Annotated in this window: 14 protein-coding genes; 8 read left to right on the plus strand and 6 right to left on the minus strand. The window is 61.2% G+C overall.

All coding sequences use genetic code 11. The annotated features are described in order from the left end of the window. The 3 genes from NW851_RS05185 (at nt 1) to NW851_RS05195 (ending at nt 2,558) form a co-directional block, all read left to right on the plus strand. Nucleotides 1-798: a phytanoyl-CoA dioxygenase family protein gene (locus NW851_RS05185; protein ID WP_414333527.1), complete on the plus strand. Its 798-nt coding sequence runs from the start codon at nt 1-3 to the stop codon at nt 796-798. Between the two features lie 83 nt (nt 799-881). Continuing rightward, entirely contained in the window at nt 882-1,946 is a 1,065-nt protein-coding gene (chlG, locus tag NW851_RS05190; protein ID WP_414337209.1) for a chlorophyll synthase ChlG, read from the plus strand. A gap of 156 nt (nt 1,947-2,102) precedes the next feature. Then, a complete protein-coding gene (locus tag NW851_RS05195) occupies nt 2,103-2,558 on the plus strand; it encodes a hypothetical protein (RefSeq protein ID WP_414333524.1) in 456 nt (151 codons plus the stop codon). 20 nt (nt 2,559-2,578) lie between these two features. Here the strand turns inward: NW851_RS05195 and NW851_RS05200 are convergent, their stop codons facing one another. Continuing rightward, nucleotides 2,579-3,949, minus strand: a complete 1,371-nt coding sequence (locus NW851_RS05200) for an MFS transporter (RefSeq protein ID WP_414333522.1) — start codon at nt 3,947-3,949, stop codon at nt 2,579-2,581. 323 nt (nt 3,950-4,272) lie between these two features. Between NW851_RS05200 and NW851_RS05205 the strand changes: the two genes are divergently transcribed. Further along, on the plus strand, nt 4,273-5,070 hold the full coding sequence (locus tag NW851_RS05205) for a hypothetical protein (protein ID WP_414337210.1): 798 nt from the start codon (nt 4,273-4,275) through the stop codon (nt 5,068-5,070). 6 nt (nt 5,071-5,076) lie between these two features. On the opposite strand, the gene chlP is transcribed toward NW851_RS05205, so the two are convergent. From chlP to NW851_RS05230, 5 genes are all read right to left on the minus strand, one after another. Further along, nucleotides 5,077-6,297 carry a geranylgeranyl reductase gene (gene chlP / locus NW851_RS05210; RefSeq protein ID WP_414333518.1) on the minus strand — a complete coding sequence of 407 codons (1,221 nt, stop codon included), beginning with the start codon at nt 6,295-6,297 and terminating at the stop codon, nt 5,077-5,079. Nucleotides 6,298-6,457: 160 nt separating this feature from the next. Beyond that, nucleotides 6,458-7,555: an extracellular solute-binding protein gene (locus NW851_RS05215; protein ID WP_414337211.1), complete on the minus strand. Its 1,098-nt coding sequence runs from the start codon at nt 7,553-7,555 to the stop codon at nt 6,458-6,460. Next, the gene (locus tag NW851_RS05220; RefSeq protein WP_414337212.1) at nt 7,536-7,985 is read right to left on the minus strand and encodes a resolvase; all 450 of its coding nucleotides are present in this window, start codon (nt 7,983-7,985) and stop codon (nt 7,536-7,538) included. Before NW851_RS05220 ends, NW851_RS05215 begins: the two co-directional genes overlap by 20 nt. Continuing rightward, the gene (locus NW851_RS05225; protein WP_414337213.1) at nt 7,982-9,352 is read right to left on the minus strand and encodes a DUF3084 domain-containing protein; all 1,371 of its coding nucleotides are present in this window, start codon (nt 9,350-9,352) and stop codon (nt 7,982-7,984) included. Before NW851_RS05225 ends, NW851_RS05220 begins: the two co-directional genes overlap by 4 nt. A 103-nt stretch (nt 9,353-9,455) precedes the next feature. Beyond that, nucleotides 9,456-10,436, minus strand: coding sequence for an alpha-ketoacid dehydrogenase subunit beta (locus NW851_RS05230; protein WP_414333511.1), 981 nt, complete (start codon nt 10,434-10,436; stop codon nt 9,456-9,458). Nucleotides 10,437-10,657: 221 nt separating this feature from the next. Here NW851_RS05230 and NW851_RS05235 point away from each other — a divergent pair, with 221 nt between their 5' ends. From NW851_RS05235 to mraY, 4 genes are all read left to right on the plus strand, one after another. Then, nucleotides 10,658-11,032: a DUF1257 domain-containing protein gene (locus tag NW851_RS05235; RefSeq protein WP_414333509.1), complete on the plus strand. Its 375-nt coding sequence runs from the start codon at nt 10,658-10,660 to the stop codon at nt 11,030-11,032. 8 nt (nt 11,033-11,040) lie between these two features. Beyond that, nucleotides 11,041-12,138: a pentapeptide repeat-containing protein gene (locus NW851_RS05240; RefSeq protein WP_414337214.1), complete on the plus strand. Its 1,098-nt coding sequence runs from the start codon at nt 11,041-11,043 to the stop codon at nt 12,136-12,138. 371 nt (nt 12,139-12,509) lie between these two features. Continuing rightward, nucleotides 12,510-14,885, plus strand: a complete 2,376-nt coding sequence (locus NW851_RS05245; protein WP_414337215.1) for a phosphoketolase — start codon at nt 12,510-12,512, stop codon at nt 14,883-14,885. 170 nt (nt 14,886-15,055) lie between these two features. Next, nucleotides 15,056-16,069 (plus strand): phospho-N-acetylmuramoyl-pentapeptide-transferase, encoded by a 1,014-nt coding sequence (mraY, locus tag NW851_RS05250; protein ID WP_414337227.1) that lies wholly within the window; start codon nt 15,056-15,058, stop codon nt 16,067-16,069.

Here is a 16,069-nt window from a genome sequence, read left to right on the forward strand (position 1 = left end):
GTGTTAGCCCAGGTGCGCTTTAGCCATACAGGACAGCAGCCGGATCCGGAGACCGTAGAGCAGGCGTTTCACCTGTTTTCCACCGAGGGCTACCTGGTGCTGCCGGAGATCTTCCCCACGGCGCTCATCGACAAGCTGCACAGCAGCTTTCTGGCCACCTACAGCCGCTACTGCACCCACGAGAACCACACCGACGCCCTGTTGGTGGGCAATCGACGAGTGATGGTGACGGTGCGCCTGGAGGGGCCCTTCAACGATCCCCTGCTCTATGCCCACCCCTTAGTCCTGCCTATTTTGCAGCGAATCTTGGGATCAAGCCTGATCCTGAGCGGTCTGGGGGTGGTAGTTTCTCTGCCGGGATCCGCCGACCAACAGGTTCACCGGGATCTCTCCCACCTCTTCGGCGACGCAATTCTGGATGCCATCATCCCCTGCTATGCCCTCAATCTTCTCATTCCGCTGGTGGATGTCAACGAAGAGAACGGCATAACCCGTCTCTGGCCCGGCAGCCATGCCGTTTTCGAGGCCCACTACACCGAGCTGGCCCGGCAGATGCCCTTTGTCGATCCGCCGCTGGCCAAGGGATCCTGCCTGCTGTTCGATTACCGCTTGATCCACCTAGGCCGGGCCAATCGTTCTACCGCTCCCCGGCCCCTCCTTTACAACACCTACAGCCGACCTTGGTTCCGGGATCCCGTCAACTACACCCGGCAGCCCCCCTTGGTGATCCCGGCAGCCGAGAAAGAGCGGATCCCGGCCCAGCACCAATCCCTATTCGTGGCAGCGCAGATTGTCTAGAGGAAAGTTTTGAGGAACGAGGGAAGATGCCTCAGAATGGGGGTGGGTATCCCCGTTGTTGAAGTTTGATTGCGCACCCCACTATGAGCGAAAGCACCTCTCAAGAGCCATCTTTGGCGCCAGCGGCAGACGCAATGGCCCCTGCTGCCGATCCCAGCGCAGAAACCGCGCCGGCTCCTGAAACCGACCAAGGATCCGCCAGCCGGCGTGTCCGTCAACTTTTGGGCATGAAAGGGGCAGAGGTGGAGTCTCGCTCCGTTTGGCAAGTCCACCTGCAACTGATGAAGCCCGTCACCTGGATCCCGCTGGTGTGGGGCCTGATTCCGGGGGCGGCCTCTTCTGGCCATTTCACCTGGACTTGGGAGAACGTGGCCCTCATCCTGGTGGGCATGATCCTGGCCGGCCCCCTGATGACCGGCTACACCCAGACCCTGAACGAGTACTACGACCGCGAGATTGACGCCATCAACGAGCCTTACCGCCCCATCCCTTCCGGGGCCATCTCCCTCCGGCGGGTGGTTATCCAGATCTGGGTGCTGCTGATCTTGGGGCTGGGGTTGGCCTATGCCCTGGACTGGTACACCGGCCACGACTTCCCGGTGATCACCTGCATTGCCCTGGCGGGAGCCCTAATTGCCTACATCTACTCGGCGCCGCCCCTGAAACTAAAGCGCAATGGCTGGCTGGGCAACTACGCCCTGGGCGCCAGCTACATTGCTTTGCCCTGGTGGACAGGCCACGCCCTGTTTGGCCAGCTCAACTGGACAGTCTGCATCCTAACTCTAATCTACAGCTTGGCCGGCTTGGGGATTGCCGTGGTCAACGATTTCAAAAGCATCGAGGGAGATAGACAATTTGGACTCGCCTCTTTGCCGGTGATGTTTGGCGCTGTGGGGGCGGCCTGGATCGCGGCGCTGATGATTGATCTATTTCAGTTCGGCATGGCCTCGTTTTTGCTGGGAGCCGGCCTAAAACTCTATGCGGCGATTTTGGTGCTGCTCATTATCCCCCAGATCACCTTCCAAGACATGTACCTGCTGCGGGATCCCCTCAACAACGACGTGAAATACCAGGCCAGCGCTCAGCCTTTTCTGGTGTTGGGGATGTTGGTGGTGGGTCTGGCGCTGGGGCGTTCCGGGCTGTGGTAGTCGAGCCGAAGGCCAAGTGCCCATCCTGGCAAGCGAGGTGACGACTTCCGCCCTGGGTTATCCTCCCTACCTGGGCCAAGATCAAGTTAGGGATCCCTCCAAGGTAGCCGATGGATCCCAAAGAGTGGAATGGCCCTGGGCCAAAGGAGATGTCCGATGAAACTGTTTTTTCCCCGCCCACTGGGGCTAAGCCTGGCTTTGCTCTTGGGGGCTGTCGCTCCTGTACAAGCTCAGCGGATCGTCATTGATGGCCGCGGGATCGTTGTCGAACCCAGCACCGGTGGCTCGGTTATCCTCAACCCCGACCAGCCGCTCTTGGCTCCGTTCCCGCCCGGGGGAGTTCCTTTTTCCATCGATGCCGAGGGCCAAGTGGTCTCTGCCCCTGGCTACCGCTGCAGCGCCGCCACTGCTGCCGACAACTCCCCCATCATCTGCCGCTCCCAGTTCAATTCCAACGACGTGGTGGTCTACGAGCGGGATGGCCGCTCCAACACCTTCTTCGTCAATACCGACAACACCGGGATCCGGCCCAGCGGCAGCGGCCTGCGGATTCTGCCCAACTCCGAGCCGGTGCAGCCTTCCGGCAGCGGCCTGCGCATCATCCTCAACTAAAGAGGGGAAGCGGCTCTTGTCTAGGCGGATCCCGCCCGTCTTGCTTCTAGTTCCTGCAGGATCTGCCGGTGGCGCTGCCGGGTGATGGGGTAGAGCCACACCAGCAGGATGCCGCCGATTAAAACCACCGCCGGCAAGGGGCCAATGGCAAGGCGGATGGCCAACAGGGCCGATTCCGGCTGGGTGGGCGGCGGCCCCCCGGCCACCGAAGGGATAAAGCCAGACCACTCCAGAACTTGCCCTAGGAAAAACAGCCCCAGTCCTAGGCCTACCTTTTGCAGGAACACCATCAAGGCACAAAAGATCCCTTCCCGCCGCTCCCCAGTTTGCAGCTCATCCAGGTCGATGACATCCGGCAACATCGACCAGGGGCCGAGATAGGCCGTGGCCGAAACCCCCACCCCCGCCAACAGCGCCAGGGCAATCATGAGCCGCTCCTGGCCGGGCTGTAGGAAAAACAGGCCGGCTTGGGAGATCAGCCAAAACCCCGCCCCAATCAGGTACATGGCGCGCTTGCCCAGGTGGGCGCTCAGTCGCGTCCAGGCAAACAGGGTCAGCACCGCAACGCTCTGAACCGCCAACACCACTAGCGAGATCCACACCTCCGGCAACTGCATCCAGAAAACGATGAAATAGGGAATGATCGTGGCCGTAAACTGAAACGCCAGCCAAGAACACAGGTAGATGCCGCTGACAAATAGATAGGGGCGGTTGCTGAAGGCCACCCGCAGTTGCTGCAGTAGGGGCAGCGGATCCCGCCAGGATTGATACCGTTCTCGCACCCCCCAAAAGCAGAGCAGCAGGGGCAGAGCCGAGATCCCCCCAAAACAAGCTCCCGCCAGCAGATGGCCGGCAGCCCGATCCGGCAGCAGGTTAACCAAAAGCGGAAAGCTGACTACCGCAACCATGCTGCCTCCCACCGAGAAGACAAAGCGGAACTGGTTGAGCTGGGTGCGCTCGTCGTAGTCTTGGGTCAGCTCCGCTGTCAGAGAGGCATAGGGAATGTTGGCGGCAGAGTAGAAGGTGTTAAACAGCAGCGACACCGCCAGGTAATAGGCAAACAAAAGCCCAGTTCGACCGGGAAAAGGGATCCACCACTGCGCCGCAAAGGTCAGGGCAAAGGGAAGAGCCGAAAACAGCAGCCAGGGGCGGCGACGACCCCAACGGCTGCGGGTGCGGTCGCTGAGGATGCCGATGAGGGGATCGTTGAGGGCATCCCAAAAGCGGGTGATGGCGTAGATGCTGCCGGCCAGGCCCGCCGCCATGCCGACGGTATTGGTGAGAAAGGGCAGCAGGAAAAAGATGAGGATATTGGCCGTTATGCCCGTGCCCAGATCCCCCACCCCATAGGCCAGCTTCGTCCACAGGCTGAGTCGTTGTCCGGTCATCATGCCCCCCCAGGATCCCAGTGTACGGAGTAGGTGGCGATCTTTGGGGATCCCTGCAAAAAATGGCCTCTCCAGACCCGCTGAGGGGGTGCTTTGAGGTAAAAATGGATACTTTGGATACCTGCGGAGATGACCATTGGCTGCTGGTGCAAGAGGTCGGGGCGGAGAGAGTGTCCAGTGCAAAAGGTGCGTCTCTTGGTTGGGCGGTAGCTCTGAGGCTAGGCTATTTCCATCTCAGGGAAGCAAATCGATGCCTTGCCCCAGAATTCACAAGCTGTGCGTGGAGGAAGGTTGAGGTGAACCGGAGACTGACCTGCTATTTCCCTGTGTTGCTATTGACCCTATCTCTGGGGGGATCCCCTGTCTGGGCGGGAGAGTACTTCACCGAGGAAGTGACCAGTCCCAGCCTGGAGATCATCCACGGCTGGCGACAGGAGGTGTACGGCATTGGCGTCACCATCACCAACACCAGCCTGGGATCCTTCCGCGTGCCCCTGGAGATCGATATGGAGGATCGGGCTAGCTGTGAGCGGGCCGACTTGGTGCTGACGAACAATCGCATTATGCCGATGGGATCGTTTCAAGACTGCATTCTCAACATCTTTCCCTACCTGGATAAGTTCATCAACCAAGAGGTCGCCAGCATTCGAGTCACCCTCAAAGGGCCGGCCCCCCTGCTGGAAATTCCGGTAGAGGAGTCGGATCGGCTGATTTTGGCCCAGGTAGCCAACCAATCGCGGGAAGCCTTTGTTTTTTTCCAGCAAGAGTTGGCCCGCGTTTTGGAGCTCCTCAAGCAGAACGAGACGGCCCCACCGATGGCCAGCCCAACGCCGACCGCCGCCACATCTGCGCCCAACCCGGGAGATTTCGTGATCGTGGGATCCATTCGAGAAGAACGGGTAGGGGCCGGCAGCCGCCTGAGCGTGGAGGCGATCAACCGCAGCACCCGCACCGTTCTCAACGCCCGCGCTCGTTTCACCTTCTATCAGGGAGAAGCAGTCATCGATACGCGGGTGGCCGCGTTTGAGCCCAGCGATGTGCCCGCCGGACAACGGGCCTCTGCCAGTGTGCTGAAAACGGAAGCCAATTGGGATCGCGTTACCGTCACCTTCCAGTGGCAGTAGGGATCCTCAGGGAGCTAAAGCGTTGCCGCGGATCAGGCTGCCCAGGGTTTTGACCGTGATCTTGAACTGCACCCAAGGGTTCATGGGCACCACCGTCTTGTAGAGGTAGCTGTCAAAGGTTAGCCGCTGCACATCCCGGTCGGCGCACATCTCCACAAAGGCTTCGCGAGTGGCGTTGGAACGGTAGAACACCCGTTGTAGAATATCCAAAACCTTGTAGGTCAGGCCGTATTGGCGATCCCAGCGCTTGAGATACAGCTTGAGCTCCTCCTCGCTGGGGACGCGCTTCCCGCCGTTGGAGGTCTCGACGATGGTCTCGGCACACATGCGGCCCGACTTGGCGGCAAAATAGATCCCTTCGCCGCTGGATTTGGTTACATAGCCTGCCGCATCCCCCACCAAAGCCGCACGGCCCACCACGCGGCGCGGACGCGGATGCTCCGGGATCGGATGGGCCTCTACCTTAATCACCTGCCCCCCCCGAATCCGCTCGGCAGCGCGGGCACGGATCCCAGCTTGCAACTTTTGGATGTTGGCCTGGTTGGCCTTCATGGTGCCGGTGCCTACGGCTACATGGTTGGACTTGGGGAAGACCCAGGCATAGAAGTCTGGAGAAACATCGTCCCCCACGTACATCTCTGCCCGCTCTTCGTAGTAGGCCATTTTGTCGTCCGGGAGCCGAATCCGCTCCTGAAAGGCCAGGGCATAGTTGTAGTCGCCAGCACCAATGGCTTCCGCCACCTTGGAGTGGAACCCATCCGCCCCGATCACCACATCCACCGCCAAAGAACGCGGTCTCCCTTGCCTCGAGCCGTCGGAGAAATCGTTGTAGTGGAGGATGTAGGGATCCCGGTTATTTTGGGGAATTTCCAGATGCATCACTTTGCCGTTGATCAGCTCCGCCCCTTTTTGATGGGCACGGTTGCGCAAGAAGGCATCCAAGATCTCGCGGCGGCACATGCCGATGTATTCGTTTTCGTTGTCGAGGACGATATCCACCTCATAGTTGGAAGGGGAGATCATCTTCATCTTGCGCACTTTGCGGTCAATGATCTCCTCAGGGAGGTTGAATTCGGAGACCATACAGAGGGGAATGGCCCCCCCGCAGGGCTTGGCGTTGTCCAGCTTCCGCTCCAACAAAAAGGTTTCAATTCCGGCTTGGGCCAAAACTTCGGCGGCAGAGGCTCCGGCTGGGCCACCTCCCACAACAGCAACTCTCAGGCTCAAGGCGCTCTCCTCGATGCAAATGCGACTGGCTCATCAGACAGCAGGCATCCTACCACAGCTCCTCAGCAGCGTTGCAAACCTTGACAAAGTATTGCGGGCCGGCACAAGACTTCTCAACTGTCCACCCGATAGATGCCAAAGCCTGCCACGGGCCGTGGCTCTACAGAAGGCCCCGTCGCATTTGATCCCAGAGATTAAGATAGGACTCGGCCTCGGCTGAGCTCAAGGGGCGCCAGATCTCTGCGCGTTGCCAAGTGGAGATTTGAAAGTCGGCTCGGCATTGCAGGCGGGGGGCCAGTTGCGCCAAATCCAGCGGCACAACCGAAGCGATCCCGCTCAGATTCACCAGGCGAGGGGCAAACTCAGGATTCAAGACAAAGTCAATCCAGTTGGCCAGCAGGGATCCAGCATCTGTCTGGGTTGATTCTGGGTCGGCAGGGTTTTTGAGGTGAGGTCGCACCCAGACATCCCACCAGATGGCGGAGCCAGACGCCGGGATCACCACTTCCAGCTCCGGGTAGTTGGCTTGGGTGGCATAGAGATCCTGCGACCAGCCCACGGCCACCCAGCTATCGGCCAGGCGCAAGATGGGCAGGTAGTCGGCGGAAGTATAGGCCAAAACCTGGCGGTGCAGGGATCCCAGCTCTTGCCGGAGTTCGACATCCTCAGGGTCGAGGGGATCGTTGTAGGAGCGGCCCATCTTTTTGAGGACAAGCCCGATCACCTCCCGCGGGTGATCCGGCAGGGTGATCTTGCCGGTCAGCTCAGGCCGCCACAGATCTTCCCAGTCCCGAATCGGCTTGCCCACCCGATCGCGGCGGTAGGCGATGGCCGTTACCCCCCAGCGCCAAGGCACACCCCAGATCTGTCCTTCCCGGCGCGCAGCGGCTTGCCAGCGGGGATCCAAATTGGACCATCGTTCCCCCAAAAGCTCAGGCGGCAAGGGATCCAGCCATCCGGCAGCCACGGCCCGATCCAAAGCGTCGGCCCCCAACAGGCTTAGAGCTGCCACCGGCCGCCGAACCCGCCAGGCCGAACCAGGCGGCTGGACGCTCTGCCGCAGATAGGCCAGCAGTTGGGCCCGCTCATCCACCAGTTGCAGCCGAAAGCGAGCCTGAGTGCGGCGGCGAAACTCGTTCACCAGGCTGGCGGGGATCCCTTGCTTGAGCGCCACAATCAGAGGCAGGTGCCCACCACACCCTGTCACCATCAGCCCCAGCAGGATCCCCTGCAGCAGCTCACGTCGGCTCAGTCTCACGACAATAGCGCTCCACCAGAATCAGAGCCACCAGATCATCGTACGCCTTGGCCGGCATCCGCATCCCCTTGGGCAACAGTCGCTCCCATCCTCGCGGCGGGTAAAAATCCCAGTAGCGCCGCCGGGCCTCTTCCGAGCTGTGGCGCTCGTCCACCAGGACGATCTGCGGCGGGGGGATGAGTGATTCCAGTTGGTGTTTCCAGGCCTGGGCCGTCGTCTGGTTGCCCAGGATCACCCGCTCCGCTCCAAACTGCTGCCAGAGGCTCTGCAACCTGGCCGGCGCCTCCCCTGCCAAGACCACTTCCCGATGCAAGACCTGCCACACCGGCTGGACTTGCACAACGGCAAGGCCACATTTGTCCCGCCCCGGGTCAAAACCGATCAGCACCCGCCCCTCTTCCAGCCTTACCGGACGGAGTGAGTCCATCATCCCTCAGGGGGCCCCGCTTGTGAAACTCCAGAAGAGCTGGGTTGGTCGGCCATCAGAAAACTCACCCGCAACGGCCCCGCCGTGTAAATGTCTGTGTCGGCAACCAGCTTTACATCCATAGGGGTGGTGCTTTGACGGAGGCGCTGCACCACTTCCAAAAACTTCACCTGCGAGAATTCCCCAACGGTGCCGGTGATGGGATCGGAGAGGAGCCCCTCCTCTTGCGAGCGCTGATTGGCCTGGTTCAGCAGTCGCAGCAGTTGCTGCTGGATTTGATTTTCGCTCAAACCCGGCTGGATCACCCCCTGGGCCAGCACGGATCCCTTGGCGAAAATCCGCTGGTTGGGGTAGATCTGTACCAGCACAGGCACAGGCTCGCCCTTGAGCCGATTGGAGAGCGAGAGAATGCGCACCGCCCAGCTACCGGGTTCTTGTAGCTTTTCCAAGGCTTGATCGGCATCCTCGCGGCGGATCAAGATCGCGTTTTCCAGAGGGGGCATGGGCTGGGATCCGAGGACGAGGGCCCGTCGCTCGGCCTGAGCCAACAGTCGCTCAAACTGTTGCCGGATCACCTCCGGTTTGGCCCCTTCCGGCGACTCGACAACCCCCGTCGCCAAGACTTCTCCGGCCAGGATGGCCAACTCTCCCCGCCGCAACCGCACCGCCAACTGGTTGAGCTGCTCGATCTCCTGCTCAAGCTGTTTTTTTTGGCTCTCCAGTTGGGCCAGAGCTGCCTGGGCCGTATCCAACGAGCGCTCTAACTGATCCCGATCCAGTTGCAGGGCTTGTTTTTGCGACTGCAGCGTGGCAATGACCTGCCGGGCCGACTCCACCTCTGCCTTCACCGCCTCCAACTCGGCCTGGGCTCGAGCCAGGCTGGGCTGCACCTGGGCCAGTTGCTCATTGGCTGCCGCCAGCTTGGCTTCTGCCTCTTGCCGCTCCTGCAGCGCCAAGGTCAGTTGATCCCGGACTTCGCTCAGGCGGGTCTGGGCTGCCGATTGCTGGCTGCGAAACTGGTCGAGATCCAGCTTGAGGCGGTCTCGCTCAACCCTGAGAGCGGCATTTTCGGCTTCCAGCAGGGCCTTTTGGCGGTTGAGGGCCCGCAGCTCCTGCTCCGCCTGGGCAATTTGGTTGGTGTAGCTGAACAGGGCCTCCGACAGGGAGCGGTTGAGGAGCAGCAGTGTGCCCAAGGTCAGCGCCGAGATGCTCACCCCGGTAATCACGGCTACCAAAACGGCCGTGTGGCGGGGGCGCAGGTTAAACCAGGTGAGGCGCTTTTTGCCAATCCGATAGCCAACCCGATCCCCAACCACGGCAATCAGGCCACTGACAAACAACATGTAGAGGATCAGCAGTACGCCTTGCATAGCCTGGGATCCCTGCCATGGAAATCTTAGCAAGGTTGCCCTGAGAACTTTGCAGGTGATTGCGGAGCTGGGAGTAGGATTTCGACGTCTGATGCCAGGGGCTCTAATCAGCGTAGAGGAGCCGCTCCACCGCCGCCACAATATCTGCCGGCTGCACGATCGTGGCTGCCTCCAGCGTGCCGTTGTAGGGGGTGGGAATGTCCTGGGAGGCCAACCGCACCACCGGCGCGTCCAGCTCGTCAAACAATTCTTCCATGATGCGGGCGGTCAGCTCCGCCCCAATGCCGCCTGTTTTCATGTCTTCTTCAACGATGACCACCCGGTGGGTTTTGCGCACCGAAGCAGCAATGGTCTCCATATCCAGAGGTTTGAGGGAAATCAAATCGATCACCTCGGGATCGATCTCCTGTAACACCAAAGTATCCACAGCCTTGAGCACGTGGTGGCGCATGCGCGAGTAGGTGAGCAGGGTAACGTCCGACCCGGATCGGACAATTTCGGCTTTATCCAGAGGCAAAAGATACTCTTCCTCCGGCAGATCTTCTTTTAAGTTGTACAGGAGCACATGCTCGAAAAAGAGAACGGGGTTGTCGTCGCGGATGGCCGACTTGAGCAAACCCTTGGCATTGTAAGGGGTTGAACAGGCCACGATCTTGAGGCCGGGCACCGCTTGAAAGTAAGCCTCCAGCCGCTGCGAGTGCTCGGCTCCCAACTGGCGGCCCACCCCGCCCGGCCCGCGGATGACCAGTGGGATCTTAAAGTTGCCGCCGGAAGTGTAGCGCAGCATGCCGGCGTTGTTGGCGATTTGGTTGAAGGCCAGGAGCAAAAAACCCATGTTCATCCCTTCCACCACCGGGCGCAAGCCGGTCATGGCTGCCCCGATGGCCAGGCCGGTGAAGCTGTTCTCGCAAATGGGGGTATCCAGCAGGCGCATCTCCCCATACTTGCGATACAGGTCTTTGGTGACTTTGTAGGAGCCGCCGTAATGGCCGACATCCTCTCCCAGCACGAATACATTGGAATCGCGGGCCATTTCTTCGTCGAGGGCGGCACGCAAGGCGTTGTAAAGAAAGGTCTCAGCCATAGGGGTCAAGTGAAGGGCTAAACTCCCATTAAACCATTTTGCCGGCAGGGATCCGCCCACAGATAGGCTCATTGCAAACCCGATTGAGACACTTCCGCGACTCCTTTGTCCAGGGGAGGAGTTAGGGATCCACGTGATGCTTTTTCACATTTTTTCCACAACCGCAAGGGCACTTTATAGTGGAGGATCCCGTCTCCATCCCGCAAAGGATTGTAACCGCCATGTCTCACTTCACCACTCTGCAAGTGCAAATCAAGGACGCCGAGCTCTTGGAAGAGACCCTAAAGGAACTGGGCTACGCCGTGCAGCGGGATGCCAGCTTGCGCGGCTACCTGTGGAATCGCACCCGCGCCGACTTGGTGATCCGTCAGCAAAATGGCTTCGACATCGGCTTTCGCCGCAACGGGGATCACTACGAGCTGGTGACCGATCTGTGGGGAGCAGGTATCGATCCCCAGACCTTCTTGGAGCCGATTTTGCAGCGCTACGCCCACAAAAGCTTGCTGCGCTCGGCCCGGGAACAGGGCTATGCCATTGAGGCCGAAGAAGTGTTGGAGGATGGCACCATCCGCGTCGTGGTGGGACGTTGGGTATAGCCGGGCCCATGATCGGCAACTCCCAGCTCTCCGGTGGCACCCGGCCACGACTTTGGGATCTGGTGTTGGGGGGTCAAACGGCGACCGCCCCGGCCCAGGCTTTGGTGTTGGGAGGCATCGAGGGGGCGCGGCGGCGCCTTGCCCACAGCGACGAAGCGGTGCGCCTGGCTACGTTGCCCCAGTTGCTGGAGTACGGATCGGCGGGCCTGGCCGAGCTGATTGCGGCCCTGGCCGGCAACAGCTCTTGGGCGGTGCGCCTGGCGGCTTGGCGCTTGTTGTCGCAGCTAGGGCAGCCGGAGGCGGAGCGGGCCTGTCGCGCCTACAGCCCCTTTCGCCCGGTGGGGGGAGCGCAAGGGGTGATCGTGGCCTATCGGCGCGGCGAGCGGGACTTCACCTACGCCGACTTGGAGGGAGTGGATCTGCAAGAGGCGCGGCTGGGGGGTGCTAACTTCTACGAAGCTAACTTGAGAAAGGCCAACCTGCGCTTTTGCAACTTCAACGGCGCCCAACTGCAGCAAGCGGATCTGCGCCAGGCCAATTTGCAAGGGGCCAAGCTGAGCGGAGCCGACTTACAGGGGGCCGATCTGGAGGGAGCCGACTTGAGAGGGGCCAAAGTCAGCGGCACCAGCCTGCGGGGATCCCGGCTTTCCCAAGAGACCCACCTGGAGGAGCGGCTGCGCCACATTTGGCAGTTGCAGAACTGGGGAGGAGAGGGGCAGGATCTCTGTGGCCAAGACCTGAGCAAGGCCGACTTGAGGGGGCTGGTGCTGCGCCAGATCCGGCTGCGGGGGGCCGACCTCAGCCGCGTGGATCTGCGCGGATCCAACCTAGAGGGAGCAGACTTGCGGGGGGCCAACCTGCAGCGGGCGGATCTGCGGGGGGCCAACTTGCAAAATGCCGACCTGGAAGGAGCCGATCTCAGCGGCGCCGAGCTGCGCCAGGCCCAGTTCCAGGGGGCCAACCTACGCCGGGCCGATGTCAGCCGCGCCAACCTCGCCCAGGCCAACCTGGAAGGCGCCCAGATCGAGGGCCTCAAGCACAGCGGATCCCGGATTGCCGGCCTGATCTTCCCCGACGGCACCCCCCTCAAGCCCTGGTGGTGGTAACAAGATACCTGCCGCTTGAGCAAGACTAACCCAACGCCGGATGATGCCAACTTTTGCTCAACGCTTCCTCGCTGCTGGGTAATCTCCATGGCCTTATTCAACAATAGGTTTGCCACATCGATCCCTAACTCCCCTCTCCCTCAGGGAGAGGGGTTGGGGGTGAGGGGTGTCCCTCAGGGAGAGGGGTTGGGGGTGAGGGGTGCCCCTCAGGGAGAGTATCTAATGGTCATGGGCAAAATGCTGCAGCTCTACCTAGGCCCGCCCTTGTCAACCCTCACCCCATCTCCCAAATCCAAAGGAATCCCAAGATCCCCAAGCCTACGCCCCAACCTGGCTCACCATGGGAGTAGAGATACCTGGGGGGTACGGCTATGGTTTTGGCAGAACAGCTCTCGACAAAACCGCTGACCGACGACGAACTGCGCAAAATGGACGCCTACTGGCGGGCCGCCAACTACCTGTCGGTGGGGCAGATTTACCTGATGGACAACCCGCTGCTGCGGGAACCCCTCAAGCTGGAGCATGTGAAGCCGCGCCTGCTGGGGCACTGGGGCACCACGCCGGGGCTGAATTTTATTTACGTGCATCTCAACCGCATCATCAAGCGGGAAAACCTCAACATCCTCTACATCACCGGCCCCGGCCACGGCGGCCCCGCTCTGGTGGCCAACACGTACCTGGAGGGCACCTACAGCGAGGTGTACCCCAACATCAGCCAAGACGCCGAGGGCATGCGCAAGCTCTTCAAGCAGTTCTCCTTCCCCGGCGGCGTGCCCAGCCACGTGGCCCCGGAAACCCCCGGCTCCATCCATGAGGGGGGAGAGCTGGGCTATGCCCTGGCCCACGCCTTTGGAGCGGCCTTCGACAACCCCGATCTGTTGGTGGCCTGTGTAGTCGGGGATGGAGAAGCCGAGACCGGCCCTCTGGCTGCCTCTTGGCACTCCAACAAGTTCCTCAACCCCATCCACGACGGGGCGGTGCTGCCGATTCTGCACCTCAACGGCTACAAGATCGCCAATCCCACTGTTTTGGCCCGCCTCAGCCGTGAAGAGCTGCAAAGCCTGTTTGTGGGCTATGGCTACAAACCCTACTTTGTCGAGGGCTCTGAGCCAGCCCAGATGCACCAGTTGATGGCCGCCACTTTGGACACGGTGATCCACGAGATTCAAGAAATCCAGCACCACGCCCGCAGCAAAGGGGATCCTACCCGTCCGCAGTGGCCGATGATCATCCTGCGCACCCCCAAAGGCTGGACGGGCCCCAAAGAGGTGGACGGCAAAAAAGTAGAGGATTTCTGGCGCTCCCACCAGGTGCCACTGGCGGATCTGGCCAAGAACCCGGAGCACCTCAAGCTCCTGGAAGAGTGGATGCGCAGCTACAAGCCAGAAGAGCTCTTCGACGAAAACGGCCGTTTGCGGCCCGAGCTGCAAGAGCTGGCCCCCAAAGGGGAAAAACGCATGGGTGCCCTGCCCCACGCCAACGGCGGCCTGCTGACGCGGGAGCTGAAAATGCCGGACTTCCGCCGCTACGCCGTAGACGTCCCGCGCCCTGGCACCACGGAGGCCGAGGCCACCAAGGTGCTGGGACAGTTTTTGCGAGATGTGATGAAGCTCAACCCCCACAACTTCCGCCTCTTTGGCCCCGACGAAACTGCATCCAACCGCCTAAACGCCGTGTTTGAGGCCAGCGACCGCACCTGGGTGGCGCCTATCTACGACTACGACGAGCACCTCTCCCCCAATGGACGGGTGATGGAGATCTTGAGCGAGCACGTCTGTCAGGGCTGGCTGGAGGGCTACCTGTTGACAGGCCGCCACGGCTTCTTCTCCTGCTACGAAGCCTTCATCCACCTGGTGGACTCCATGTTCAACCAGCACGCCAAGTGGCTGAAAACCACCCGGCACATCCCTTGGCGGCGGCCCATCCCCTCCCTCAACTACCTGCTCACCTCCCACGTGTGGCGGCAGGATCACAACGGCTTCAGCCACCAGGATCCCGGCTTTTTGGATCACGTGGTCAACAAAAAAGCCGAAATCATCCGCGTCTATCTGCCCCCGGATGCCAACACCCTGCTCTCGGTGGCCGACCACTGCCTGCGCAGCCGCCACTACGTCAACGTGATCGTGGCAGGGAAACAGCCGGCCCTGCAGTATCTGGACATGGATGCCGCCATCAAGCACTGCACCCAGGGCCTGGGGATCTGGGAGTGGGCCAGCAACGACCAGGGCTCCGAGCCGGATGTGGTGATGGCCTGCTGCGGCGATGTGCCGACGATGGAAACCCTAGCGGCGGCGGACTTTTTGCGGCAGCACCTGCCGGACATCAAGATCCGGGTGGTGAACGTGGTGAACCTGATGAAGTTGCAGCCGCCCAGCGAACACCCCCACGGCCTCAGCGATGTGGATTACGTCAGTATCTTCACGCCCGATAAGCCCATCGTGTTTGCCTTCCACGGCTACCCCTGGCTGATCCACCGCCTCACCTACCGCCGTCCCAACCACCACAACCTGCACGTGCGCGGCTACAAGGAGGAAGGCACCACCACCACCCCCTTCGACATGTGCGTCCTCAACGAGGTGGATCGCTTCAGCTTGGCGGATGACGTGTTAGACCGGGTGGAGCGCTTCAAATACGAACGGGCCCACATCAAGCAGATCATTCAGGATAAGCTCGTCGAGCACAAGCAGTACATCCGCGAACATGGGGAGGATCTGCCGGAGGTGCGCAACTGGAAGTGGCCCTACTAGGCGCCCACCGGCCCTTCACCTCTGAGCTTCCGGCAGGATAGAGTTTTCTTGGGCTCCCCTGCCGGAGTTTTTTGAGCGGTTGTGGCGTGTTGGAGGTTGAAGGTGTGAGGGGTTCAGAAAGGACGGATGCGGATACGCTTCCCGATCTGGAAGAGGCGGACTGGGGTGGGATGGCGCTCTCCCTGACTCTGGGCTTGGCCCTCTCGGCCCTGGTGATCGGGATCCGGCCCCAGGTGATCGTCCCCTTTGGATTGAGCGTACTGGGATCGGCTATGCTGGGATCCCTGCTCCTCCCTGCCTTGCGGCGCTGGAAGGCAGGGCAGGTCATCCGCCAAGAGGGGCCCCCGTCCCACCATAAGAAAGCAGGCACGCCGACGATGGGTGGGATCAGCTTTTTGCCTGTGGGGCTGCTGGTGGCCGGGAGCTGGAGCGGCTGGGATCCCCAGTGGCTGGCGGTGGCGCTGCTGACTCTGGCCTATGGCTTGGTCGGCTGGCTGGACGATTGGCTGGTTATCCGGCAGCGCTCCAACAAGGGGTTGTCCCCCAAAGCGAAGCTTTTGCTCCAGGTGGGGATCGGGCTGGTTTTTTGCGGCTACCTGGCCTGGCAAGGGATCCCTACCGTTCTAACCCTGCCGGGAATAGGCACCCTCTCCCTGGGCTGGCTGTTCTGGCCGCTGGCTTTGTTTGTGTTGGTGGGAACCAACAACGCTGTCAACCTTGCCGACGGCATGGACGGCTTGGCGGCAGGGGTGGTGGCCCTTGTCCTGGCGGGGCTTGGGTTGACAGCAGCGGATTCGGAGTTGGCAGGGCTGGCCTTTGCTCTCAGCGGCGCCTGTCTGGGCTTTCTGGTGCACAACCACCACCGGGCGCGGCTATTTATGGGCGATACCGGCTCCCTGGGCTTGGGGGGCGCTCTGGCAGGGCTGGCGCTGTTGGGGGATCAGCTCTGGGCCCTGGCCTGGATGGGCGCAGTGCTGGTGGCAGAAGCCCTGTCGGTGATCCTGCAGGTGGGCTACTTCCAGTACACCAAACGCAAAACCGGACAAGGCAAACGGCTGCTGCGCATGTCGCCCTTGCACCACCATCTGGAGCTGGGCGGCTGGTCAGAGGTGCAGGTGGTGGGATGCCTCTACGGCATCACGGCGGTGCTGGTGGGTCTGGGCTGGTGGCACTGGGCAATGTAA

It is taken from the genome of Synechococcus sp. H55.7 (assembly GCF_047462395.1).
GTDB lineage: Bacteria > Cyanobacteriota > Cyanobacteriia > Thermostichales > Thermostichaceae > Thermostichus.